Raw genomic sequence first — 24,251 nt, forward strand, 5'->3', positions numbered from 1 at the left:
TGGCAAAACTCCTTACGGTTTAATGCTTTCCATGTACTGCTTTACCATTTCTTCCGTCATTGTTCCTGTGATGATTTTTTTGACTTTGCCGTTTTTGTCGATTAAAAAGGTTGCTGGCAATCGATCGACATCATATGCGTTCATGACTTGATCTTCACGGTCAATCATAATTGGAAACGTCAAACCAAATCGATCGGCGAATTTTTGCACGCTCAACTTCGGCTCGCCAACGTTGACCGCCAATACTTCGACCCCTTGCTTTTTATATACGCCATACTGGCTGTTGATGTACGGCATTTCCTTTTCGCACGGCTTACACCACGTTCCCCAAAAGTTTAAGAACACCCCTTTGCCGCGATAATCAGAAAGACGGTGTTCTTTTCCGCTTAAATCGGTCAAGACAAAATCCGGCGCCGTCGAACCAACTTTTACCCTTTCTTTTTCTGTAAAAAAGTTGGAATAAATCGTATATCCTACCGCCGCCAATAATAACAACAAAACAATTGTTCGCATGATAAGGCGTTGTTGTTTTTTCATATTTCTAACCCCTCGAAATCATAATATTCCATTTTCCATTATAACAGTGTTATTTATAGTGAAAATTCATATTATATGAAATTTATGTGACAATGTAAACGGTTATTTTCCACCGCCTGACAACGCAAGCGCGCGCAGCTGCTTTACTTCATGTGGTGTAAGTTTACGATATTCACCAGGGTTTAACCCTTTTAAATCGAGAAAAGCGTATCGCTCTCGCTTTAGTTTCATCACTTTGCATCCAATTGCTTCAAACATTCGGCGCACTTGGCGATTCCGTCCCTCATGGATGCGAATTTCAATAATGGCTGTTTGTTTTTGTTTATTGTGAGAAAGCAGTTTTACTTTTGCCGGCGCCGTCATGCCATCTTCGAGCATAATTCCTTTTTCAAGCTGTTTTAATTGCTCCCGTGTCGGAATCCCTTTCACTTTTGCGATATATACTTTCTCGATTTCGTAACGAGGATGCATTAATAAATTGGCAAAATCCCCATCGTTCGTAAGCAAAAGAATTCCGGACGTATCATAATCGAGACGGCCAATCGGGTAAATGCGTTTATCAACATCTTTAAAAAAATCGGTTACGACTTTCCGACCTTTATCGTCTTTTACGCTTGAAATGACCCCGCGCGGTTTATAAAAAAGATAATATACTGGCTCCTCTCTTTCTACCGGTATCCCATCTACTTCCACTTTATCCTGAGGACCTACTTTCACGCCAAGCTCGGTAACGACTTTCCCGTTTACCTTTACTTTTCCTTGCAATATGAGTTGTTCTGCTTTTCGTCTTGATGCGATGCCTGCATGAGCAATAACTTTTTGCAATCGTTCCATCACTGTTTCACCTCTTTCATCATCTTACTCTTTCGATCCAAAAGATACAAGCATGCTCTCTCACTATTTTTATCATACTCGCCCTTTTTCGACAAATACAAAAGTTATATCGATAGAAAACGACAAAAAAAGCCGCCTAATCATAGGCGAGCTATCTTCCAAAGACAAACAGCACAATAAAAAAGGAAACGATAAAGCTGAGAATATCTGCTAAAATCCCTACTTTGAGCGCATCTCCCATCTTTTTAATGCCGACGGCGCCAAAATAAACGGTTAAAACATACAACGTTGTTTCCGTGCTTCCTTGTATGGTGGATGCAAGCCTGCCAATAAACGAATCGGGACCATATGTAGCAATTAAATCGGTTGTCATCCCAAGCGCAGCGGTGCCGGAAATGGTGCGAATCATCGCCAGCGGCACCACTTCAGCCGGAAGACCGATCGCATCAGCAAGCGGTTTAATCCCGTTCATCATATAATCAAGCGCGCCAGACGCGCGGAAAATGGCAATCGAAACAAGCATGCCGACTAAATACGGAATAAGCGAAAAGGCAATCTGTATCCCTTCTTTTCCGCCTTCGACAAACGCTTCATAAGTCGGTACTTTTTTTACGGTTCCGTATAAAAGAATAAACGCAATGGTTACTGGAATAAGCCAAGTAGAAAGGAGTTGGATGAACGCCATTACCGCTTCCCGCCTTTCCGCATGCGTTTCCAATAATAATAACGGTCGATGAAAATCGCGCCAACCGTCGAAATGGTTGAAGCGACGAGTGTAGTCCCAATAATTTCTCCAGGCGATGCCGAATCATATGTCATGCGAATCGAAATGACCGTCGCTGGAATAAGGGTGATGCTTGATGTGTTAATTGCTAAAAACGTTACCATGGAACGACTTGCTTCGTCTTTATGGCCATTGAGCTTTTTCAATTCTTCCATCGCCTTAATCCCCATTGGAGTGGCGGCGTTGCCAAGCCCGAACATATTGGCAATCATGTTGGAGACGATATAGCCAAGCGCTGGATGGTTTGCTGGCACTTCCGGAAACAAACGGCGGACAAGCGGTTTGAAAAAAGTAGCAAGCCTCTCAAGAAGGCCGGCTTCCTCGGCAATTTTCATTAATCCAAGCCAAAACACTAATATGCTGATCATGCCGATGCTGATTGTGACCGCTTCTTTCGCGCTTTTAAAAATCGCTTCATTCACTTCATTCATCGTACCGTTTATCATCGCAAAAACAATTCCAATAATGGCCATCGCTACCCAAATAAGATTAACCATCGCTTCCCACACCTAAAAAATGAAATGCGTTCCAAATGGAATGGTTCGTTTCCTTGCTTACGCCCTTTTTATACAAAAGCGGAACTTCATCCACCGCTTGATCCCCTAAATACAGCACCGCTTTCCCAACGACGGTCGGAATGCCCCTTTCGTCTTTCTTCCAATCTTTTTTCGGACGAAGAAGATAAATTTTTACGTGCAGTTCTTTGATTTCTTCTTCCGTCACAGGATATCGCAAATCACGGCTTGCTTGTATGTTTTTTCTGTAAAAGGAATCACGAATTTTTTTCACCATTCGTTTTCGGTTTACTTTTGCAATCATATAATGGCCAAAGCCATATTCATACATGGCAATATGGTCATTCCAATCATCCGGTGCATCCAATGTTACCGCAATTAAATCCATTCCGCCTTTGGAAGCGGTAGTCACAAGTGTTCGCTTTGCCCGTTTTGTATAGCCGGTTTTTCCTCCGGTGCAATACTCATACAAACTAGTGAGCAGCTTATTTTTATTCCTCCATACCCGATCCCAATCTTCTCCGGGAGAAGCAGGAGCCCGGTATACTTCTGTTCCGGAAATTTTGCGAAACTCCTTATTTTTCATCGCATACCGCATAAGAAGCGCCATGTCATAGGCAGTGGAATAGTGATTTTCCGAATCGTCTAATCCGTGTGGATTGGCAAAATGGGTATTGCGCATGCCGATTTCCGCTGCTTTTTGGTTCATTAAAAAAACAAAGCCTTCCACGCTGCCACCCACATGTTCGGCAATCGCCACCGCCGCGTCATTTCCGGAACGCAGCATCGTCCCATAGACAAGATCGCGAAGCTTTATTTTTTCTCCTTCCTTTAAATAAATCGACGACCCTTCTGTATGAACAGCGCGGGCGCTTACCGTTACCGTGTCATCCATTTTGCCTGATTCGATCGCTAAAATCACCGTCATAATTTTGGTAATGCTTGCAATGCGCCGCTTCGTATGCGCGTCTTTTTCAAATAATATGCGTCCGGAATTCTGCTCCATCAAAATGGCGCTTTGTGCACTGACTCCGTTCATTGCCTTTGCCCGATCCGGAATACATGAAAAAAGCATCATCACCGCTGCGATGAACAGTGCAATTTGTTTCCGTATCTTCATGTAATCCCCATCCCTTTTGCTGTTTTGTACAAGTGTATGCGCCAAAAAATATAGATATGATTGTAAAATGTACAAGTTCATCAGCACAAACGTCATTTGCAAGTATACAAATCCGCCTTGTTAACGAACGAAAAACATGATAGCTTTCGCTTGTAGATGACGCTAACGCAAGAAAGACGAAGGATGCCCCTTCGCCTTTCATTAAAACGGTTTCCAGCGCAATTTTCTTGCCTGCTCAAACCGTTCTTCCACATCGCGCCAATGAACAACATTCCACCAGCTGTTAATATATGCTGCACGGTCGTTTTTATATTGTAAATAATAGGCATGCTCCCAAACGTCTATCACAAGAAGCGGAATCGTATCCCATTGCGTCATGAATTGATGCTTTTCCGTCTGTAAAATTTCTAAGCGGTGCGACCGCGGCGACCAAACGAGCAGCGCCCAGCCGACTCCTTCAACGCTTTTTGCCGCCTCGGTAAAATGACGCTTAAATCTTTCAAAACTTCCAAAATCTCGTTTTATTTGTTCTAGCAACTCACCGCGCGGTTGGCCGCCGCCTTTTGGATGCATATTATTCCAAAAAATCGTATGCAAATAATGTCCAGAACCGTGGAACGCCGCTTCCCGCTCCCAATGCTTCAACAGTTCATAGTCATTTGTTTCGCGCGCTTTTTTCATCATTTTTTCCGCTTTATTTAAGCCGTCCACATAGCTTTGATGGTGCTTTGTATGATGCAGCCGCATAATTTCTCTGGAAATATGTGGCTCAAGCGCATCGTAGCTGTATGGAAGCGGCGGAAGGACGTGTCTTCCTGCTGCCACATATGTTTGTTGTCTTTCTTCTGCCTCGCTTTCTTCTTCCTGTTCGCTGGCCGTTTGTTGTCTTTCTTCTGTGCCGCTTTCCCCCTGTCTGACGGCCGTTTGCTGTCTTTCTTCTATCCCGTTTTCCTCCTGTCCGATGGACGTTTGTTGTCTTTCTTCTATTTCTCTTTCCTCCTGTCTGATGGCCGACTGTCCATTTTGCTGAAACACCAGCGCTTTTTCATATACTTCGTCCACCATGCGCTGAAGTTCATAAATGGCGTCCTCTGTCCATGCGTCGCCATGATGTTCGATGTAGGAAAGCAATGAATCAACGCGGCAATCGCCGCCGTCCTCCCCCCGCTGAAGCAAAATTTGCTCGACTTGTTTTCCCCATTCTTTTACTTCCGCCACATATTGTTGAATTCGTTCTTGTTCATTCACTTAGAAATTCCTCCCTCTTTCTTTGTCATCATATCGTATGCCATCCGCCTAAAACTCGTTCTTGTCCGCACTCACCCATTTCCTTCACGTTCATACATATAAAATCGAGGTGAGGAACAAGTGAAAAAACATTGGAACAATATTTACGAACAAACGTATACGATTTCCCTGCTTTACATCGCTTTCACCGGGACATTCAATTAGAAATGGTTATTTTTCAATGTTTTTTGCGCGAATTGGAAGAAATGGAGCTAAACAAAGAAGTGCTTGGCGTCCTGACGCCGCTGATGGCGGACCATATGGCACGAAAAGAATGTTATTATTTGCAAAAACTAGCTGAAACGACGTATGAAGTAAAACCGCCTGCCTGTGACCCGACAAAACCAAGGACAGAATGATGAACATCAAAAAAGCTGCCCCAGATGTGGGACAGCTTGCGTTCAATTGGATTGTATCATTTTCGTCCGATAATCCGTTTCATAAAATTCCAGCTCTTCACGAATTGTCTGAAACTCGCTTTCAAGCGATAACAACAAAGCTTTCAACGAAGGCGGAGGGGTTTGACGAAACTTAATCGAGTTGCGTCCCGTATAAGCGGAACGGCTATCTTCATACCACGCATCGCTTTTTGGCGTAAAATATTCGGCAATACATAGATGATAGACACGATACAATGTCTTTTCCGCCGCCGCTTTACGAAATGGTTCATCATTTAATATGATACGGCACGCCTCAAGCCCCTCCTCGCAATATACAACGAGGCGGCGTAAATTCGAAAGCAATAATTCATAATAGGCTTTGTCGTCTCCTTCTTGTTCCGCCAATAGTTTGGTCAATGTTATTTCATTTAAATAATTGGAAATCGTCTGAACGGTTTTTTGCAAAAAGGCTTCTACTTGTTTCGTTTGATTCAAAACCATTGAGTTCCCCATATTCACAAGACCCCCATATCGGTTTTAAGATGGCTGGCGAATAAAAAGAAGCGGTGACGTTAAATGATATTCGCCATTTGTCTGCAATGATGCAAATATGTCTGGAAGCTTCGTAAATTCCATATGCGCAAAATAGCGGCGAAATTCTTCTTCCTCATTAATATATACTCGCTTACGGTGCCGGAAAGCCGGATTTTGCAATAAACATACGAAAGCAACGATATCGCGGAAATAGACGTCACGCCCTAAAACAGTAAAAATCGGATTTTGTTCATACGGCGTAAACGATGAAATAAATTCCTCAAAATAGCGCAAATATAGAACGTGAAGCGTTTTTTCAACCCCATCTTCGCGAAACGTTACTTCCGAGCGGCTGAAATAATCTTCAAACGTATTCGGCTTCGATTTTTCCAGCTCATATCCTTGCAAGCGGCAAATCCGCATACAACAAGCCCCCTTATCATGCCAAAAAACGAAAATATAAAGTTATTCCTATCTTATCATACTCATGTTGATTCGTTAAAATTTTCTTCAAATTTTTCGAAAAACAAATCAGCTTCTTTCTCCACCTCATCATCTCCCTGTAATTCCGGAAGCGGAGGCAGTTCCTCCAACGTTTTCAAACCGAAGTAGTCAAGAAACTCCTTCGTCGTGCCATATAAAATCGGGCGCCCCGTTCCTTCCGCACGCCCGACTTCCTTTATAAGCGCTTTGGCAATTAGCGTTTGTATCGGTTTATCGCTTTTCACCCCTCGAATTTCTTCAATTTCCGCTCTTGTAATCGGTTGGCGGTAAGCGATAATCGCCAATGTTTCTAACGCCGCTTGCGACAACGAAGTCGAACTTGGCGATTCAACAAGCTTTTTTAAATATGGGGCATGTTCTTTTTTTGTCGCCAGTTGAAATACTCCTGCTAATTCAATAAGCTGAATGCCGCGCTTTTGCTGTTCATACTCCTCTTTCAGCATATGAATGATCGCCTGTGCTTGTTCTTCTTCAATTTCTAAGACGGCGGCAATTTGCTGAAGCGACAATCCCTCATCACCTGCAGCAAATAGCAGTCCTTCGACAATCGCTTTATATTCATTCATCTCCATGTTGTTCCATCCTTTCGTTGCTAGAGATGAAAATATCGGCAAAATTTCGCTCTTGCTCAATAATAATCGCATTTTTTTTCATTAATTCTAAAATCGCTAAAAATGTCACCACAATGTGTCCACGGTCATAATATGGAAATAAATCATAAAAATTTTTTCTCGTTTTTGTACGTCTCAGCTCCTCCAAAATTTCCTCCATCCTCTTTTCGATCGAAATGTCTTGACGGGTAACTTTCGTGTGAAGCGGTTTTTGCAATTTTTTGCGGCGCAATAGTTTTGACAGCGCGCCAAGCATATCGTAAACATTTACATCGAGCGGCCGCTTCATCATTTCTTTTTCGTCTGCATACATACTTAAATCGCTCGGCGGCTTTGTAAATAAAAGCGCTCGCTCTTCTTCCTTCTTTTTCAATGCTTGCGCCGCTTCTTTAAATTTTTTGTATTCTAACAACCGCTGCATTAATTCTTCACGCGGATCGCTTTCAGGCAGCTCCACACCTTCATCCAATATTTCTTCTTCATGTTTTGGCAGCAACATTTTGCTTTTGATCGCCAAAAGCGTTGCCGCCATCACCAAATATTCACTTGCGATATCCAGCTGCAATTCTTGCATCGCATGAATATATGCCATATATTGCTCGGTAATTTGCGCAACAGGAATATCATAAATATCGATTTCGTAACGATTAATTAAATGCAACAAAAGGTCGAGCGGACCTTCAAACGCATCAATTTTCACATTATATTGCACGTTCATCCCACCATTTTCATTACGCTATCGTTAAGTATAGACGATCATCTAACATTGTCCAAGCAAATTTTTCACGTCTAATATGATACAATTGATACAATACGGATACAACAATAGAAAGGTTGTGAAACGATGTATCCTGACGCTTATATCCGCTATTTAATTCATTTTCATACAGACCGTGATTATTTTGAATGTCATGAAATATTAGAAGAGCATTGGAAAAAAGACGGCTACAAAAAAGTATGGGTCGTGCTTATTCAAATTGCCGTAGCGCTGTACCATCATCGCCGCGGCAACAGTCAGGGGGCGCTGCGTATGATGCGAAAAGCGCTATCACTTTTACAAAAAGAACAAAAAGCGGTTCGCGAGTTAGGGTTAGATGAACAGCGGCTTGCCAAACAGCTGGAACATTATATCGAACGTATAGCACAAAACAAGGCTTATAAAAGCATCGAGCTGCCTGTTTGCGATGAAACATTGCGGAAAATGTGTCAAGCGATATGCGATGAGCGCGGGATTTCTTGGGGAAAAGCAAGCGATATGAGTGATGTATTTTTAATTCACAAACATAAATTGCGCGATCGCTCAGATGTGATCGCGGCACGAGAGGAAAAGAAAAAGAGTAAAGAGCTGCCAAACCAATAAACGGCAGCTCTTTCGTTAAAACTCACATTTATCCAAAAAAGACGCGGTAAATTCATTTGCCTGCAGTCGATGATTAGGATACATATCCTTTAACGCCTTTACCATTTGTTTTCCAATACCTTGATGACGGTGCGAAGGATTTACACTAATATGTTGAATTTCGACAACGTCTTCATCTCGCAACAGCACTCCGATAATGCCAATAATATCATCGTTCTCTTTCCATAAAAACAGTTGCCAATCATCGTTTGTTTCGTACTGTTTGATCGTTTGCTGCAGTTTTTTTAAGTCTTTTTCTGTCGGCATGAACGACAGAAGACCCATGGCAATTTTTTCATAGTTTTTTCGATAACGAATCAGCATAAAAACTCCCTCATTACCGACAAAGACTTTTCCAAAATAGAAAAGTGCTTCCGTCATTTTCTCATTACGTATTATAAACGTTCTTAGTTATATTGTGAACTCTTTCATGCATTTTTACTCCAATTAAGCAAACGTGCGAAGAAGATTTGCCATCTCAATGGCGCTTACCGCAGCTTCCCATCCTTTATTTCCCGCCTTCGTTCCGGCGCGTTCAATCGCTTGCTCAATCGTATCTGTCGTTAATACTCCAAATATAACCGGTGTTCCCGTTGATAAAGCTGCGTGGGAAACCCCTTTTGCTACTTCATTGCATACGTAATCGTAATGGCTTGTCGCCCCGCGAATGACCGCGCCAAGCGCAATGACGGCATCATATTGCCTCGATTCGGCTAATTTTTTCGCTATAAGCGGAATTTCAAACGCTCCTGGCACCCATGCTACTGTCACATCGTTTTCATTGACCCCGTGCCGTTTGAGGCCATCCATGGCGCCAGATAATAACTTGCTCGTAATAAATTCATTAAAACGGGAAATGACAATGGCAATTTTTAATCCTGTACCGACTAAATTTCCTTCCATTACTTTCATCGTAAATCCTCCTATCTTTTCCGCCCATCGTATTCATCATAATACAAAAAAACAAAAATGGCGAACATGTTTTTTAAAAATGCAACATATGTCCTAATTTTTCATACTTCGTCCGCAAGTATTTTTCATTTTCCTTGTTCGCCGGCATTTGCAGTGGAACACGCTCGACGACTTCAAGGCCGTGTCCTTTTAATCCAGTGATTTTCCGCGGATTATTTGTCAATAGTCGCATTTTCGTCACGCCGAGATCTTTTAAAATTTGCGCGCCAATCCCATAGTCGCGCAAATCGGCAGGGAATCCAAGCTTTTCATTTGCTTCCACCGTATCATAGCCTTGCTCTTGCAGCTTATACGCGCGCAATTTGTTGATTAACCCGATGCCGCGGCCTTCTTGACGCATATATAATAAAACGCCGCGGCCTTCTTCTTCAATTTGGCGGAGCGCCGCATGAAGCTGCGGTCCGCAATCACAACGGCAGGAGCCAAACACATCGCCTGTTAAGCATTCGGAATGAACCCGAACAAGGATTGGTTCATCTGGAATGATTTCGCCTTTGACTAAAGCAACATGCTCTTTTCCATCAACAATATTTGTATAGCCAATTGCTTTAAACTTGCCAAACTCTGTTGGAAGCATCACTTCTACTTCGCGTTTCACTAATTTTTCTTTTCGGCTCCGATACTCGATTAAATCTTTAATCGTGATCATTTTCAAATCAAATTCATCAGCGATTTTTCTTAAATCCGAAACACGCGCCATCGTGCCATCCTCTTTAATGATTTCGCAAATCACACCGGCCGGCTTTGCACCACATAATCGCGCTAAATCGACCGCCGCTTCCGTATGGCCGGCGCGCCGCAATACGCCTCCTTTTTTCGCCACAAGTGGAAAAACGTGCCCAGGACGTTTAAAATCGCTCGCTTTCGCATTCGGATCTAACATCGCCTGAATCGTCATCGAGCGTTCATAGGCGCTAATACCTGTTGTCGTTGCTTTATAATCAACGCTAACCGTAAAAGCGGTGCCATGGGAATCTGTATTATGATTGACCATTGGCGCTAAATCAAGCTTATCAGCTAACTCTTCCGTAATCGGAACGCAAACAAGGCCGCGGCCGTATTTAATCATAAAATTAATCACTTCTGGGGTCGCTTTTTCTGCCAGCGCGACAAAATCTCCTTCGTTTTCACGATCTTCGTCATCGCATACAATAATGACTTTCCCTTGCATCAATTCATAAATCGCTTCTTCGATCGTGTCAAACATCATCATGTTCCTCCTTTTTCGCTTACTTATAACCGTGCCGTTCTAAAAATTCGAGCGTAATCGCCGATTTCGGTTCTTTTTTTTCTTCCATGAACTGGGCGACATATTTTCCGATAATATCACATTCGATATTGACAATATCTCCTGGCTGCTTGTCGCCTAGAATCGTTTCTGCGCGCGTATGCGGAATGAGTGAAATTGTAAACGTTTCATCAGTAAGTCCAAAAATCGTTAAACTTGTTCCATCGACAGCAACAGACCCTTTTAAAATCATATATTTTCGCAATTCCCTCGGGATTTTAATTTCATAATACACGGCGTTAGCCAGCGGCCACTTGCGGACAATTTCACCGATACCGTCGACATGCCCGGAAACGAAATGACCGCCAAAACGGCCGTTGGCTGCCATCGCCCGTTCCAAGTTCACTTTCGAACCTTTGGTTAATGTGCGCAGCGATGTCGCTCTTACCGTTTCCGGCATGATATCGACGGTAAACGATCGGTTCGTAAACGACGTTACGGTCAAACAAACTCCGTTAACCGCGATGCTGTCTCCAAGATGAACGTCTTCTAAAATTTTTTTTGCCCCAATCGTCATTACAATCGCTTCACCTGACTGCCTTATTTGCTCAATAGTGCCGACTTCCTCAATAATTCCTGTAAACATCGTGTACTCACCCTTTTATTTTGGTATTGCAACGATTTTTATATCTGGTCCGATCGTTTCCACTTGCCGAATTTGCAGCTCCATCACGTCTGCCATGGCGGCAAAACCAATTCCCCCGATTGGCGTCGGCGCTTGTTTTCCGCCAATGATTTTCGGAGCAAAGTAGGCGACGATTTCGTTCACTGCCTTGGCGCGCACGAAACTATCATGCACGTGTGATCCGCCTTCAACAAAAAGGGAAGTAATTCGTCTTTCACCAAGCACATGCAACAATTCATCTATATCAATATGCGGCTTGCTCATTGGAATAATCTGTACATTCCTTTTCTCATACAACTTCCTTTTTTCTGCACTTGCTTCACTGCCGACAATGATCCACGTTTCCGCTTGGCCATCATTGAGGATATTTGCATCAAGCGGTGTACGCAAATGCGTATCTAAAACGATGCGTATCGGATTTTTTCCACCTTCGGGAAGCCTTACGGTTAAACTTGGATTATCCGCAATAACGGTGTTTACCCCAACAAGAATCGCATCATGCACCGCCCGATAGCGATGCACATCTTCCCGGGCCGCTTCGGATGTGATCCATTTGCTTTCTCCGGTTGTCGTTGCAATTTTCCCATCAAGGCTGCTTGCGTATTTTAGCGTCACAAACGGCGTTTTCGCCGCAATGTAGTGGAAAAACACGCGATTTAACTCATCCGCCTCCTCTTTCAGCACCCCAAGCTTTACCTCAATTCCCGCGCTCTTTAGCTTTTCGATGCCTTTACCGGCTACAAGCGGGTTCGGGTCTGTCGTCGCAATGACAACGCGTTGAACACCTGTCTCAATTAATAAATCGGCGCAAGGGGGCGTTTTCCCATAATGACTGCATGGCTCCAGCGTCACATAAACGGTGGCCCCTTTCGCTTTTTCTCCTGCCATACGGATGGCATGTACCTCCGCGTGCGGCTCCCCCGCTTTTAAATGGGCGCCAAATCCGACAATTTCTCCATCTTTCACAACGACAGCGCCGACAACCGGATTAGGAGACGTCTGCCCGATCCCTGCTTTGGCGATTTCGATTGCCAGGCGCATATATTGTTCATCGTTTCGCATGACGCTCGCCTCCTTTTTTGGCATAAAGAAAACCCTAGGTCCAAAGTCCTAGGGCAGGATTATGCAGAATCACAATGATTACATTTTTGCGTACTAAAAAACGGCATTATATAAGCGGGGAAGCAAGTTTTTCAGTTGTGTGAAAGAATATGTCTGTTTTTAGCCACAATTCATACAAAGACATGTTATCCAAAAAATAACTTAGACAGCTTTCTTTGTTGAAATATGGAAAAAATAACTCACATATTGCGAAAACGCCATTTATTCGCTACTCCACATAGCTATCCCCGCTAAATATCGCGTTCTATATTTTGGAAAGCGGAGTTGCGACAAACGAAACCGCTCCTTATCTAATATAGTACGGCCATGTGCATCTTGTGATCCTTCTCCCATCCAGACTATACTGTCGGCTCCGGAATTGCACCGGATCGTGCCTATACGGCTCGCGGGCTGAGAAGTGACACCACTTCATCACCGCCGGTCGGGAATTTCACCCTGCCCCGAAGGATACGAACAATATGGAATTTTTTATTATTATATCACACAAAAGCGGTTTGTCCATTCATTTACGATTGTGAAACAAAAACGGATGGCTTAAACGATGTTTTTATTATTTCGCGATAAACAGCCAATAAATAATCCCCCATACAAAACTTGCTCCTAATAAAAGAAAAAATAATATCCATTTTTTCCGCTCCATTCTTTCACCTCTTACGGAGATGGTGTTTCACATATTTAAAAGACTTAACAGAGAAACTGTTAAGCCTTTTTCATCCTTATTCCTCATCAAACACTTTTACTTCTTTCATGACATCGCCGTTTTTCATCGATTTTACAACGTCCATTCCCGATGTTACTTGTCCAAATACGGTATGTACCCCATCTAAGTGCGGCTGTGGTTCATGGACGATGAAAAATTGGCAGCTTCCTGTATCGCGGCCGCGGTGCGCCATCGAAATCGCCCCAGTCACATGTTTATGCGGGTTGTGATCGGTTTCGCACGGAATCGTATAGCCGGCATCCCCCGTTCCGTTGCCATACGGGCACCCTCCTTGGCTGACAAAACCAGGAATGACGCGGTGGAACGTCAAACCGTTATAAAATCCTTCATTTGCTAATTTTTCGAAATTTGCTACCGTAATCGGCGCTTCATTTGGAAATAGTTCAAACTCGATTTTTTTCCCATTTTCCATTAAGATATATCCTTTTTTCGCCATAGGTAAACAGCTCCTTTTTTCATGATTGCGCATCACTATCATATCATTGTTGTCCACATAAAAAAAGTAATATAATGTATTACGGATATGTTGAAAAGGGGTATTATTACGAAGGAGGATGACATTGTGAAACGAATGTTGATAGGATCTCTGCTTGCATCGTTGCTATTTACATTTCCTGCCATGGCAGCAGCAGATGCGGCAGAAGGCGATGTGATTATTACATTAGGCGAAAATTTAACCGAACAGCAAAAGCAACAAATTTTAAATGAAATGAATGCTCCGGACAATGCACAAATCATTACGGTTTCTAACGCGGAAGAACATAAATATCTCGACGGTCTTATTCCAAAAGCGCAAATCGGAACGAGAGCAATCTCCTCATCGATGATTACGATCGGTGCGAAAGGCTCTGGGTTGGACGTAGAAACTCATAATATCACATGGGTAACAGAAGAAATGTACACAAACGCCCTGATTACAGCGGGAGTGAAAGATGCGAAAATTTATGTCACTGCTCCGTTTGCAGTGTCCGGTACGGCTGCGTTAACCGGATTAATGAAGGCATACGAAGTCTCTTCCGATCAAGTCATTCCTGAGGATGTAAAAAAAGTGGCTACGGAGGAAATGGTCAAAACCGCAAAACTTGGGGAATCTATCGGAACGGATAAAGCGGTTGCCCTTCTTGCGAAAATTAAAGAAGAAATCGCAAATAATCCGCCGCAAACGGATGCCGATTTGCGCGCGCTTATTGAAAAAATCGCAAAAGACCTCGGAATTACGTTAACGGAAGATGAAATAAACAGTTTAATTTCGTTATTCAATAAAATGAAAAACGCTAATATCGATTGGAATCAAGTCAATGATCAATTAAGCAAAGCGAAAGATAAATTATCCACGTTCCTTCAATCAGAAGAAGGAAAAACATTTATTCAAAACATTATCGACATTTTAAAAGAAATTTGGAACGCCATTAAATCAGCGTTTACTTCTTCCGAGCCGCAAAACAATCAATAAGGAAAAAGCGCCCAAACGTTTTTTGGGCGCTTTTTATTTGCAAACTTACTTATTCACTTTTGTTTTAAGCGGTACATCAAGCCGCACTAAATCTTCATACGTTTCCCGTTTAACAACGAGTTGTGCTTCTCCATTTTCCACAAACACGACAGCTGGACGTGGAATGCGGTTATAGTTGTTCGCCATCGAATAGCCATACGCCCCAGTGCAAAAAACGGCTAAATAATCGCCAGGGGATGCTTTTGGCAGCGGCAAATCCCAAATAAGCATATCTCCTGATTCACAACACTTCCCGGCGATGGCGACAATTTCATTTTTTTCGTCCAACACTCGATTCGCTAACACCGCTTCATACTTCGCATCATATAGCGCCGGGCGGATATTGTCGCTCATCCCTCCGTCTACCGCAACGTAATGACGGACATTCGGCACTTCTTTGCGCGAACCGATCGAATAAATCGTCGTTCCCGCATCGCCGACAAGGGAGCGTCCCGGCTCAATCCAGATTTCTGGCATTGGAATATTTTTTTCGCTTGCTTGTTTCTTTACTTCCTCTACAATTTGGTCGACGTATTCCGAGACAGGAATCGGGTCGTCATCACTCGTATAGCGAATGCCAAATCCACCGCCAAGATTGACAACCGTTGGAATAAATCCGTACGTTTCCTTCCACTGACCAATTTTTTGGAAAATTTTTTGTGCCGCCAACACAAATCCTGTCGTTTCGAAAATTTGCGAACCGATATGGCAGTGAATTCCCATTACGGAAAAATGCGGGGAAGATAGCGCTTTTTGCAGCGCTTCATCTGCTTGGCCATTGTTCAAATCAAACCCAAATTTTGAATCTTCCTGACCGGTTAAAATATAATCGTGCGTATGCGCCTCCACACCAGGGGTGACTCTTAGTAAAATCGCCGTTTTTTTTCCGTACTGCTTGCTTAGTTGTTCCAACAATTCCAGTTCATAAAAGTTATCGACAACAATGCATCCGACTCCATGATCAAGGGCCATCATTAATTCGTCGCGACTTTTATTATTTCCATGAAAATGGATGCGTTCTGGCGGAAATCCCGCTTGCAATGCTGTATACAGCTCTCCTCCTGACACTACATCCAACGATAATCCTTCTTCTTCTGCTAACTGAACCATCGCAATGGAAGAAAATGCCTTGCTTGCATAGGCAACTTGTGCTTTGACGCCATGTTTTTGAAACGCTTCTTTAAACCCCCGCGCACGCTCACGAATGAGTGCCACATCATAAATATACAATGGTGTTCCATATTCTTTCGCTAAATCAACGGTATCGACACCGCCAATTTCTAAATGCCCCTTGTCATTGACACGGCTTGTCCCATGAAAAAACATACGAACCCCTCATTCCCGCAAAATAAAAATTATCAAACCGCATTAATTTATGCATGCAGAAAGCAAAAAAAGACAGTTAGCATGAGGTATAACTGTCTTTTGAAGAAAAAAGATTACGTATAAAGTATCATAATTATAAAAAAGTTGCAACTTCTAAGCGTGTTGATGAGCCAATAATAATCGGTCCTTTGAGCGGCTTTTTGCAAATTTATGATGGTTGCCTGCGGCGGTTTTGCGGATGGACGATGCTCGGTCTTACTTTTGCTCCCGCTACAGAACGACGGACGATAATTTGCATAAATGCGGCCGGATCAAACGGAATAAACGGCCATAAGTACGGCGTGTTTAATGAACGAATTCGAATCAGCAGAAGCAAATAAACCGTTGTGCCGATCACAAGCCCTGGCACTTTAAACAATGCCACCGCAATGACAAGAAACAATCGTGATATTTTATTCGCAATGCTCAACTCATAGCTTGGAGTCGCAAACGAACCGATGGCGGAAACAGAAATATATAAAATTACCTCCGGGACAAACAATCCGACATTGATCGCAATTTCTCCGATTAACACCGCGGCGATTAAGCCCATTGCGGTAGAAAGCGGCGTTGGGGTATGAATCGCTGCCATGCGGAGAAACTCAATTCCAAAGTCGGCTATTAAAACTTGTATGATAACTGGGATATTCGTCTGTTTGTTTGGCCCGATAAATGCCCATTTATCCGGCAACAAAGATGGTTCCAGTACGAACAGCACCCAAAGCGGCAATAAAAATAGTGATGTCAAAATGCCTAAAAAGCGCACCCAGCGTACAAATGTCCCGACCGCTGGAGATTGCCGATATTCTTCGGCATGTTGCACATGATGAAAAAACGTAGTAGGAGTTATAATCACGCTTGGTGACGTATCTACCATAATTAATACATGTCCTTCAAGCAAATGAGTGGCAGCAACGTCTGGACGCTCGGTATAACGGACGAGCGGATACGGATTATATCCTTGCTTCACTAAAAATTCTTCTATTGTTTTATCTCCCATTGTCAGTCCATCGATATTAATTTGTTGAAGTTCTTTTTTTACAAGTTCAACAAGCCCTGGATCGGCGACATCTTTAATGTAAGCAATACAAATATCTGTTTTTGAACGTTCCCCTACTTGTAAAATCTCAAAACGAAGCCGCTCATCACGAATGCGGCGCCGCGTTAGCGCCGTATTGATGATAATATTTTCTACATAACCATCACGCGCCCCGCGCACCACTTTTTCCGTATCTGGCTCTTCCGGCTGCCGCCCCGGATAGCTTCGTACATCGACGATAAACCCCGTCGATTCTCCTTCAATTAAAATGATGATTAACCCTGATAACAACCGATCAACAGCCTCATCTAAATTATTGACAGTGCTTACTTGTTGATGAACGAGGCGGTTTTCGATAATTTGCTTTGCCTGTGCCGTCTGCCGTTCGTTGTCATTAATACGGACAATTTGTTTTAATAGCTCAATTAAAAATTGCGTATCACATAAGCCGGTGCAATAATAAATATGTACTTCCCTATTTAATACATGAATTTTCCTTACCCCTAAATCAAAACTAGTTCCAACTCCAATTTTCTCCTTAAAAAATTTTTCATTGTCAACGAGCTTTTCCGAAATGGGAACTTTATTGGTGTTGGCTGTCACGATACTCACTCCTTTCAAGGATTAACTCCACTGCTTGTCGTGTAATTGGTGAGCCGTACTTAATATGATCGCGATATCCCATTTTTCCAATATCACCGATTCCAACAATAACAGGAATATTTAATTGGTCTAAACAATATACGGTATCTCCATTAATACGGCTTATTTCTAGCTCGCGAATTCCCTCTTTATCCACTCCATATTCCGTCATGTTTCCGTCACGATCGATGCTTATATGCACTTTGGTCCATTCATGTTTATGAGTATTGGAAGCAACGGCAATCGCTCCTAATACTTCAATTTGTTCATGCGTTGCCACATATTTCAGCGCTTGCTCGCCCACTCCCTCGCCAATGGCTCCGCAATCATCAAACATGACGAATACGGGATCATACGGTGTTTGTAAAATAAGTTCAACGAGTTCTTCACCGGTTAGTTTTGTCGGATTGCCATGGGAGCGAGAAATGCATCGTCCCCCGATTTGTTCAGCAATATATTGAATTGTCCGGCATGCAAACTCATCGCCGTCTGTTACTAATATGACTCGCCTTTTTTTCATAATCGATTACCCTTTCGGCCTACATATAAGAGCGGTAAAAAATGAAAGTACAATGGTAAATGACAAAATGGCGCCGGCAAATTGAAACATCCCTGCACCAATGGCCAGCCATCCGTTTGACTCTTTTTGTACCAATACCCCTTTAATGAGAAAATAACCGAAACCGGTAATAGGAAGAGAAGCGCCTGCCCCGGCAATCGCAATAAGTCGATCGTAAATTCCGCTGATTCCCAAAATGGCGCCAACCGCAACAAGCAAGCTCATCATTTTCATTTGCGAAATCTTTCCAATATCCATTAAAGATTGGGCAATGGCACAAATCGCTCCTCCAACAATGAATGCCATTACATAATCCATCATGATTCCCCCTTTGCCGCTTCAATCACAACACCATGCGCAATAGCTGGAATCGACTGTTTTTGCTGCATCATCGTTGGGCTAAATAGCGCTCCTGTTGCGACAACGAAAATTTTTTGAAACGCGCCGCGTTCCATTTCTTTCAATAAATGCCCGTATGTTACTACCGCGCAGCAAGCACATCCGCTGCCTCCGGCAAATACTTTTTGATCCGGCCAGTAAATCATTAAACCACAGTCGTTATAATTGCTCGTTACATCATAGCCTGATTCAGCAAGCAGCTGTCTAACAATAACGCTTCCTACTCTTGATAAATCCCCTGTTACAATTAAGTCATAATCTTCGGGAGAAACGCCTAAATCAATAAAATGTTGTTCAATCGTGCTTGCGGCGGCCGGTGCCATCGCCGATCCCATATCTAAAGGATTCGTCATTCCCTCATCAATCACTTTTCCGATTGTAGCAGCAGTAATGCGCCATCTTCCCCTTTTCCGTCCCATGACCAATGCTCCCGCACCTGTCACAGTAAACGTTGCTGTTTCCGGTTTTTGTACTCCCAATTCGGTCGGATAACGAAATTGCCGTTCTGCCGTGGCATTATGACTACTTGTTGCCGCTAATACTGTTTCAGCAAACCCGCCGTCAATTAACGCGGCGCCGACAGCTACTGTCTGCATGGAAGTAGAACAAGCTCCAAACATACCTAAAAACGGAGTGGGAATCGTTTGGGCGACATAGTTGGCAGTGACGTTTTGATTCAGCAAATCTCCGGCAAGGAAAATGTCGATATCGTTGAATGAAATATTTCCTTTTTGCAAGCAAACGACAATCGCCTCTTGCATTAAACGCCGCTCTGCCAACTCCCACGTCTTTGCCCCACAATATAAGTCATCGTGCGTAATATCAAAGCTGGCCCGAAGCGGACCTTCCGCTTCCAACGGTCCTACTGCCGTTCCAGTTTCCTGAATGTAAATATCATGTTCGAACACCCACGTTTGCTTTCCAACGAGCTTCATGGGAAATCCCTCTTTCTTCTTAAAACATGATGTAATATAAAATTCCAAGTAGATAAGCAACGACAATGCCATAAACAATCGCCGCACCGCCTGATTTAAACATTTGGCTGGCAATTCCCGCCGTCCATCCTTCACTTCGATGCTCGAGCGCGGCACTTGCTAACGCATTCGCGAAGCCAGTCATCGGTATAGTAGCGCCTGCACCCGCAAATTGACTAAAATCGTCATACTTTCCCGCCCCCGTGAGGACAATCGCCAAAAACATCATTGTCATCACCGCCAGCTGCTGAGCAGAAAGCAACGGCATAGACAGAAAACGGCTGTACCAATTTGCGAACAGCTCGGTCATCGCACAAAGCGCGCCGCCGACAACAAACGCTTTTAAGCTGTTAAACACATATGGGGGTTTAGGCTGGAATGCTTTCACCGCTTGGCGATAATTTTTTTTTTAAATTCATGTTTTTCTCTCCCCCTTATCACAAATAATCAACAAAATAGATCCATTGAAATAACGAACCAGCTATTTTTCCAAATACGATCGCCATCAATAAAATGACAATTTTATCATCAACACCAATGCGTTTCGCTAAAATCGGCCATACGTTAAGCACTTCCGTCAGCGCGGCGGCGAGCATTCCGATAAATACCCCATGCAGTAAGCCAATTGGAATCAGCCAATATTTTGATATATATAAAACAGAGTGGCGCATGCTCATCCATCCCCCTGCCACCGCGCCAGTTACTGCGCTCCATTCATAAGCACGAATCCGCTTCATCGTTTTTGTTAATTGCGTTAAGCGGGGAATAACGCCAAGAACGACTAAAAACGCTACAAATCCTGTTCCAACAGCGAGCCCTCCCGCGAAGCCGACAAATATAACGGTTAAAATCTCAATCGTCATCAATTTTTCTCATACTCTCTTTGTTTTCATGTAAAATGACGTATTGATCTAACGATTGTTGATAATTAAACATCTCGACTTCAAGAGGGCTGGGCTCCTCATTAATTCGCTTGCGGAACACATGATTAAAAAACAAAATCATTCCGATCCCTAATCCGAGTGAATAAGGAATTTGCAGCAACAAAGGCTTATCGATTTTTTTTCCGGTCATCATCTCATAAAGACGTTGATGCACTTCTTGCATGCTGACATCTTCATGAAAATTCATAATGGCCATTGCGGATCCGACGAAAAGCAACAGCCATATAAGCAGAAAATAAGGAGTGGAAAAACGCCGCTTTTGATAAACGACTTCAATAATGGTTTGCGATGGTCCAACTGTTTGCACATCTAATGAACCAACCCTTTCCATCATTGCTTGCATTACTTTCATCACATCAATAATGACGATATTTTTATCACTCGGTTGAATTTTATATAGCGGAATTATTTTTAATTGCTCCGCTACATCGCGATCATTTGCGATGATTTGCGCAACATCGCCAATCGTAACAACATCTCCCGGCTTCACTTGAACACGATGCCGGAGTTTAATAAAGACGGTTTTTTCCATCTGCCTCACACCTTAACCTTGTAGTTTTTTCATATGTGTAAAAAGGCGAAGCATATTGCTTTTCTTTAGTATGTTGGAGCAAAAAAGGAATCATACGATGATACAATGTTTACCAGCAATTTCATAAAAATAAAAAAGAATGGATGTCTACCCATCCATTCTCTCCTTTATTTGCTGTAAAATCTTTTTTTCAAGCCGGGACACTTGCACTTGAGAGATGCCTAATCTAGATGCCACTTCTGATTGTGTTTGATCTTTATAATAGCGTAAATATACAATGAGCCGTTCTCGTTCGTCTAGTTCTTCGATCGCTTTTTTTAACGCGATTTTATCAAACCATGATACTTCATCCGAATCAGCGATTTGATCAAGAAGTGTGATCGGATCGCCATCGTTTTCGTACACTGTTTCGTGAATGGAAGCAGGTGAACGGATCGCCTCTTGGGCAAGCACTACATCCTCCGGAGAAATCTCCAAATAATCAGCAATTTCCGTAACTGTTGGTGCTCGTCCCTGTTTTTTCGAGAGCTCATCTTTCGCTTTCCGGATTTTATTGCCCATTTCTTTTAAAGAACGGCTCACTTTTACCGTTCCATCATCGCGAATAAACCGCTGGATTTCGCCGATAATCATCGGTACGGCATATGTGGAAAATTTAACATCATACGATAAATCAAACTTATCGACGGACTTTAACAAGCCGATACAGCCAATTTGAAATAAATCGTCCGGCTCGTAGCCGCGGTTTAAAAAGCGCTGGACGACCGACCAAACGAGGCGCATGTTTTTTTCAATAATTTCATCGCGCGCCTCTTGGTCGCCTTCTTGGCTGCGGCGAATAAGCTCCTTCATTTCTTGATCTTTTATTGGCGTCTGATCTTGCTTGACATCGACATCCATAGGCATGTCTCCCTTAGTTACATAAGGCTTTGCTCTTCGTTATATATTTCTTCAAATAAACGGTTGTGCCTTTGTTCACTTCCGACTGCACGACGACTTCATCCATAAAGTTTTCCATGATGGTAAATCCCATTCCAGATCGCTCTAATTCTGGCTTTGTTGTAAACAATGGCTGGCGCGCCTCTTCAATATTGGCAATGCCAACCCCTTCATCTTTAATGGTTAAATGTACGACTCCGTCTTCAATCACAACGGAAATGTATACGATTCCGTTTGGATCGTTATTATATCCGTGAATAATCGCGTTGGTCACCGCTTCAGAGACAACGGTTTTGATTTCCGTTAGTTCATCCATTGTCGGATCAAGCTGTGCCACAAACGCAGCGACCGTAACGCGGGCAAACGATTCATTTTGGCTAAGTGCGGAGAATTGGAGGTGCATTTCGTTTCGCATTATGCCACCCCCAATGTCTCTAATGCGAATTGTTCATTGTTTTCTAAACGAATAATTTTAAACAGCCCAGACATTTCAAACAGGCGTTTTACCGTTGGAGAAATGGAGCATACAATCATTTCTCCGCCAAGGTTTTTAATTTGTTTATAACGTCCTAAAATCACTCCAAGTCCGGAGCTATCCATAAACGTCAAATGTTCTAAATTAAACACAATATGGCGAATCGACTCTCTTTCCATCGTATCCGTTACTTTTTCCCGAAGTTCTTCGGCTGTATGATGGTCAAGCTCTCCTGAAAGTCGAATGATTAATACGTCTTGTTTTACTTCAAAGTCCATCATCAGACTCACAGCGTTTTCCCCCTTGTTCATTTCGGATAGGGAGAAGTTTCGCTACATTCCGATAAAAATCCTTCTTGATGACAAAACTAGTGTCGATTCGCTAAATGTAGAAAACCTACTACAAAAGCTGACAATGTTTATGCGGATTTCGTAAAATTTTGCAACGTCCGTTTAAATAAATCCCACCAGCTTGCTTCTGCTACATTTTCTTTCGCAACAATTGGACTCCGCAGCAGTTCTTTTCCATCTTGTTTTAAAATCAGTACACCAAGCTCGTCTCCTTTTTTAATTGGCGCTTTTACGTTTTCTTTTGTTTGGATCACTTTTTCTATTTGATCGATAGATTGTCCTTTTTTCGTTAATACAGAGATTGGCTCTGATGTAACAAGAGCAATCGCTTTTTTCTTTCCTTTACTTACATTGACACGAGCAATGATTTCGTTCCGTTTATAAACTGGATGTGTTTTGTATTGACTAAACGCATAATCAAGCATTTTCGTAATTTGCGCATTGCGATCCTTTGGCGTCGATGCTCCAAATACGACAGCAATGACGCGCATGCCATTCTTTTTCGCCGTCGCGGTTAAGCAGTATTTCGCTTCGCTTGTGAATCCTGTTTTTAATCCATCCACTCCTGGATAAAATTTCACAAGCCGGTTTGTATTGACAAGCCAAAACTTTTTATCCGTGTTTTCTCGCAAATAATCTTCATATATTCCGGTATACTTCGTAATATCTTCATATTTAAGCAATTCTCGCGCCATCATCGCCATGTCATACGCGCTGCTATAATGTCCTTCGGCAGGCAACCCTGTCGAATTTTGAAACGAAGTGTTTTTCAAACCAAGTTCTTTCGCTTTCTTGTTCATCATCTCGACAAAAGCTTCTTCAGATCCCGCGATTCGTTCGGCCATGGCGACTGACGCATCATTGCCTGAACCGATTGCAATTCCACGCAATAGTTCATCCACCGTCATTTCTTCCCCAGGCTCTAAAAAGATTTGCGATCCACCCATGGATGCGGCATATTCGCTCGCCCGCACTTTTTCCTTATAAGAAAGCTCTCCCTTATCAATCGCTTCCATAATGAGAAGCATTGTCATAATTTTTGTCATACTAGCCGGCGGCAGTTTTTTATGGGCGTTTTTTTCATACAAGACAGTTCCGGTATCCCGTTCAATCAAAATAGCCGATTTTGCATCATTGGCAAGCTGAATCCCTCGTGTGTTTGTCTTGTTTTCTTCCGCATGGATGTTGGCGGAAATTGGCAATATGAAAATAGACGCAAAAAGAAGTAAGCGAATAAATAGCTTCTTCATCTCCCAAACCTCCATTCTTTATACATGCCATTTTTTCCAAATAAGATATTTTTATACA

General features: G+C 42.8%; 30 protein-coding genes, 1 pseudogene and 1 riboswitch. Of the genes and pseudogenes, 3 read left to right on the forward strand and 28 right to left on the reverse strand.

Annotated elements, in window-relative coordinates:
- Positions 1–12 precede the first annotated feature (12 nt).
- The 6 genes from resA to DER53_RS15970 form a co-directional block, all read right to left on the reverse strand.
- Complete coding sequence (gene resA, locus DER53_RS15945; protein ID WP_015864352.1) at positions 13–537, reverse strand: thiol-disulfide oxidoreductase ResA; 525 nt, start codon at positions 535–537, stop codon at positions 13–15.
- A 102-nt stretch (positions 538–639) separates the two neighbouring features.
- Complete coding sequence (rluB, locus tag DER53_RS15950) at positions 640–1,371, reverse strand: 23S rRNA pseudouridine(2605) synthase RluB (RefSeq protein WP_062677609.1); 732 nt, start codon at positions 1,369–1,371, stop codon at positions 640–642.
- A 151-nt stretch (positions 1,372–1,522) separates the two neighbouring features.
- Complete coding sequence (locus tag DER53_RS15955; RefSeq protein ID WP_015864354.1) at positions 1,523–2,056, reverse strand: spore maturation protein; 534 nt, start codon at positions 2,054–2,056, stop codon at positions 1,523–1,525.
- Entirely contained in the window at positions 2,056–2,652 is a 597-nt protein-coding gene (locus tag DER53_RS15960; protein WP_062752793.1) for a nucleoside recognition domain-containing protein, read from the reverse strand. The genes DER53_RS15955 and DER53_RS15960 overlap by 1 nt, the downstream gene beginning before the upstream one ends.
- Complete coding sequence (locus DER53_RS15965; protein WP_062753201.1) at positions 2,645–3,790, reverse strand: D-alanyl-D-alanine carboxypeptidase family protein; 1,146 nt, start codon at positions 3,788–3,790, stop codon at positions 2,645–2,647. The genes DER53_RS15960 and DER53_RS15965 overlap by 8 nt, the downstream gene beginning before the upstream one ends.
- Positions 3,791–3,991: 201 nt before the next feature.
- Positions 3,992–5,038 (reverse strand): superoxide dismutase, encoded by a 1,047-nt coding sequence (locus DER53_RS15970; RefSeq protein WP_062752795.1) that lies wholly within the window; start codon positions 5,036–5,038, stop codon positions 3,992–3,994.
- 131 nt (positions 5,039–5,169) lie between these two features.
- Here DER53_RS15970 and DER53_RS15975 point away from each other — a divergent pair.
- A pseudogene (locus DER53_RS15975) lies at positions 5,170–5,436 on the forward strand (DUF2935 domain-containing protein); the annotation flags it as partial.
- 42 nt (positions 5,437–5,478) lie between these two features.
- Here the strand turns inward: DER53_RS15975 and DER53_RS15980 are convergent.
- The 4 genes from DER53_RS15980 to DER53_RS15995 all read right to left on the reverse strand — a co-directional run bounded on the left by DER53_RS15980 (position 5,479) and on the right by DER53_RS15995 (position 7,824).
- Positions 5,479–5,970, reverse strand: a complete 492-nt coding sequence (locus DER53_RS15980; RefSeq protein ID WP_174525683.1) for a YpuI family protein — start codon at positions 5,968–5,970, stop codon at positions 5,479–5,481.
- 24 nt (positions 5,971–5,994) lie between these two features.
- On the reverse strand, positions 5,995–6,414 hold the full coding sequence (locus DER53_RS15985) for a hypothetical protein (RefSeq protein ID WP_062752798.1): 420 nt from the start codon (positions 6,412–6,414) through the stop codon (positions 5,995–5,997).
- Positions 6,415–6,476: 62 nt separating this feature from the next.
- Positions 6,477–7,067 carry an SMC-Scp complex subunit ScpB gene (gene scpB, locus DER53_RS15990; RefSeq protein WP_015864360.1) on the reverse strand — a complete coding sequence of 197 codons (591 nt, stop codon included), beginning with the start codon at positions 7,065–7,067 and terminating at the stop codon, positions 6,477–6,479.
- Positions 7,054–7,824: a segregation/condensation protein A gene (locus tag DER53_RS15995; protein ID WP_041269704.1), complete on the reverse strand. Its 771-nt coding sequence runs from the start codon at positions 7,822–7,824 to the stop codon at positions 7,054–7,056. Before DER53_RS15995 ends, scpB begins: the two co-directional genes overlap by 14 nt.
- A gap of 126 nt (positions 7,825–7,950) precedes the next feature.
- Here DER53_RS15995 and DER53_RS16000 point away from each other — a divergent pair, with 126 nt between their 5' ends.
- Positions 7,951–8,466: a DUF309 domain-containing protein gene (locus tag DER53_RS16000; protein ID WP_062752800.1), complete on the forward strand. Its 516-nt coding sequence runs from the start codon at positions 7,951–7,953 to the stop codon at positions 8,464–8,466.
- A gap of 15 nt (positions 8,467–8,481) precedes the next feature.
- Here the strand turns inward: DER53_RS16000 and DER53_RS16005 are convergent, their stop codons facing one another.
- From DER53_RS16005 to DER53_RS16030, 6 genes are all read right to left on the reverse strand, one after another.
- Entirely contained in the window at positions 8,482–8,829 is a 348-nt protein-coding gene (locus DER53_RS16005; RefSeq protein ID WP_062752802.1) for a GNAT family N-acetyltransferase, read from the reverse strand.
- 123 nt (positions 8,830–8,952) lie between these two features.
- The gene (gene ribH / locus DER53_RS16010; protein ID WP_015864364.1) at positions 8,953–9,417 is read right to left on the reverse strand and encodes a 6,7-dimethyl-8-ribityllumazine synthase; all 465 of its coding nucleotides are present in this window, start codon (positions 9,415–9,417) and stop codon (positions 8,953–8,955) included.
- A 73-nt stretch (positions 9,418–9,490) separates the two neighbouring features.
- Entirely contained in the window at positions 9,491–10,684 is a 1,194-nt protein-coding gene (locus DER53_RS16015; RefSeq protein WP_062753205.1) for a bifunctional 3,4-dihydroxy-2-butanone-4-phosphate synthase/GTP cyclohydrolase II, read from the reverse strand.
- Between the two features lie 22 nt (positions 10,685–10,706).
- Positions 10,707–11,351: a riboflavin synthase gene (gene ribE, locus DER53_RS16020; RefSeq protein WP_062752804.1), complete on the reverse strand. Its 645-nt coding sequence runs from the start codon at positions 11,349–11,351 to the stop codon at positions 10,707–10,709.
- 15 nt (positions 11,352–11,366) lie between these two features.
- Positions 11,367–12,452: a bifunctional diaminohydroxyphosphoribosylaminopyrimidine deaminase/5-amino-6-(5-phosphoribosylamino)uracil reductase RibD gene (ribD, locus tag DER53_RS16025; RefSeq protein ID WP_062752806.1), complete on the reverse strand. Its 1,086-nt coding sequence runs from the start codon at positions 12,450–12,452 to the stop codon at positions 11,367–11,369.
- Positions 12,453–12,829: 377 nt separating this feature from the next.
- Positions 12,830–12,964: riboswitch (FMN riboswitch) on the reverse strand.
- Between the two features lie 264 nt (positions 12,965–13,228).
- Positions 13,229–13,669 (reverse strand): peptidylprolyl isomerase, encoded by a 441-nt coding sequence (locus DER53_RS16030; RefSeq protein WP_062677625.1) that lies wholly within the window; start codon positions 13,667–13,669, stop codon positions 13,229–13,231.
- Positions 13,670–13,804: 135 nt separating this feature from the next.
- Between DER53_RS16030 and DER53_RS16035 the strand changes: the two genes are divergently transcribed.
- A complete protein-coding gene (locus DER53_RS16035) occupies positions 13,805–14,686 on the forward strand; it encodes a DUF1002 domain-containing protein (protein WP_221215177.1) in 882 nt (293 codons plus the stop codon).
- Positions 14,687–14,731: 45 nt separating this feature from the next.
- Here the strand turns inward: DER53_RS16035 and lysA are convergent, their stop codons facing one another.
- The 12 genes from lysA to DER53_RS16095 form a co-directional block, all read right to left on the reverse strand.
- Complete coding sequence (lysA, locus tag DER53_RS16040) at positions 14,732–16,051, reverse strand: diaminopimelate decarboxylase (RefSeq protein WP_062752808.1); 1,320 nt, start codon at positions 16,049–16,051, stop codon at positions 14,732–14,734.
- Between the two features lie 208 nt (positions 16,052–16,259).
- Positions 16,260–17,732, reverse strand: a complete 1,473-nt coding sequence (locus DER53_RS16045; RefSeq protein WP_171699235.1) for a spore germination protein — start codon at positions 17,730–17,732, stop codon at positions 16,260–16,262.
- Positions 17,713–18,291: a stage V sporulation protein SpoVABEA gene (gene spoVAEA / locus DER53_RS16050; RefSeq protein WP_015864372.1), complete on the reverse strand. Its 579-nt coding sequence runs from the start codon at positions 18,289–18,291 to the stop codon at positions 17,713–17,715. The genes DER53_RS16045 and spoVAEA overlap by 20 nt, the downstream gene beginning before the upstream one ends.
- 6 nt (positions 18,292–18,297) lie before the next feature.
- A complete protein-coding gene (locus DER53_RS16055) occupies positions 18,298–18,648 on the reverse strand; it encodes a SpoVA/SpoVAEb family sporulation membrane protein (RefSeq protein WP_062752810.1) in 351 nt (116 codons plus the stop codon).
- A complete protein-coding gene (gene spoVAD, locus DER53_RS16060; RefSeq protein WP_062752812.1) occupies positions 18,648–19,664 on the reverse strand; it encodes a stage V sporulation protein AD in 1,017 nt (338 codons plus the stop codon). The genes DER53_RS16055 and spoVAD overlap by 1 nt, the downstream gene beginning before the upstream one ends.
- A 19-nt stretch (positions 19,665–19,683) precedes the next feature.
- Positions 19,684–20,091, reverse strand: a complete 408-nt coding sequence (locus DER53_RS16065; protein WP_121910066.1) for a SpoVA/SpoVAEb family sporulation membrane protein — start codon at positions 20,089–20,091, stop codon at positions 19,684–19,686.
- Positions 20,092–20,140: 49 nt separating this feature from the next.
- Entirely contained in the window at positions 20,141–20,566 is a 426-nt protein-coding gene (locus tag DER53_RS16070; protein WP_062677619.1) for a stage V sporulation protein AB, read from the reverse strand.
- Positions 20,556–21,179, reverse strand: a complete 624-nt coding sequence (locus DER53_RS16075) for a stage V sporulation protein AA (RefSeq protein ID WP_015864377.1) — start codon at positions 21,177–21,179, stop codon at positions 20,556–20,558. The genes DER53_RS16070 and DER53_RS16075 overlap by 11 nt, the downstream gene beginning before the upstream one ends.
- Before the next feature lie 147 nt (positions 21,180–21,326).
- Positions 21,327–22,079: an RNA polymerase sporulation sigma factor SigF gene (gene sigF, locus DER53_RS16080; RefSeq protein WP_015864378.1), complete on the reverse strand. Its 753-nt coding sequence runs from the start codon at positions 22,077–22,079 to the stop codon at positions 21,327–21,329.
- Positions 22,080–22,092: 13 nt separating this feature from the next.
- Positions 22,093–22,533, reverse strand: a complete 441-nt coding sequence (gene spoIIAB, locus DER53_RS16085) for an anti-sigma F factor (RefSeq protein ID WP_015864379.1) — start codon at positions 22,531–22,533, stop codon at positions 22,093–22,095.
- Entirely contained in the window at positions 22,533–22,874 is a 342-nt protein-coding gene (gene spoIIAA / locus DER53_RS16090) for an anti-sigma F factor antagonist (protein ID WP_373467274.1), read from the reverse strand. Before spoIIAA ends, spoIIAB begins: the two co-directional genes overlap by 1 nt.
- Before the next feature lie 137 nt (positions 22,875–23,011).
- Entirely contained in the window at positions 23,012–24,193 is a 1,182-nt protein-coding gene (locus DER53_RS16095; protein WP_062752816.1) for a D-alanyl-D-alanine carboxypeptidase family protein, read from the reverse strand.
- Positions 24,194–24,251: the final 58 nt, after the last annotated feature.

It is taken from the genome of Parageobacillus toebii NBRC 107807, assembly GCF_003688615.2.
GTDB classification, from domain to species: Bacteria; Bacillota; Bacilli; order Bacillales; family Anoxybacillaceae; genus Parageobacillus_B; species Parageobacillus_B toebii.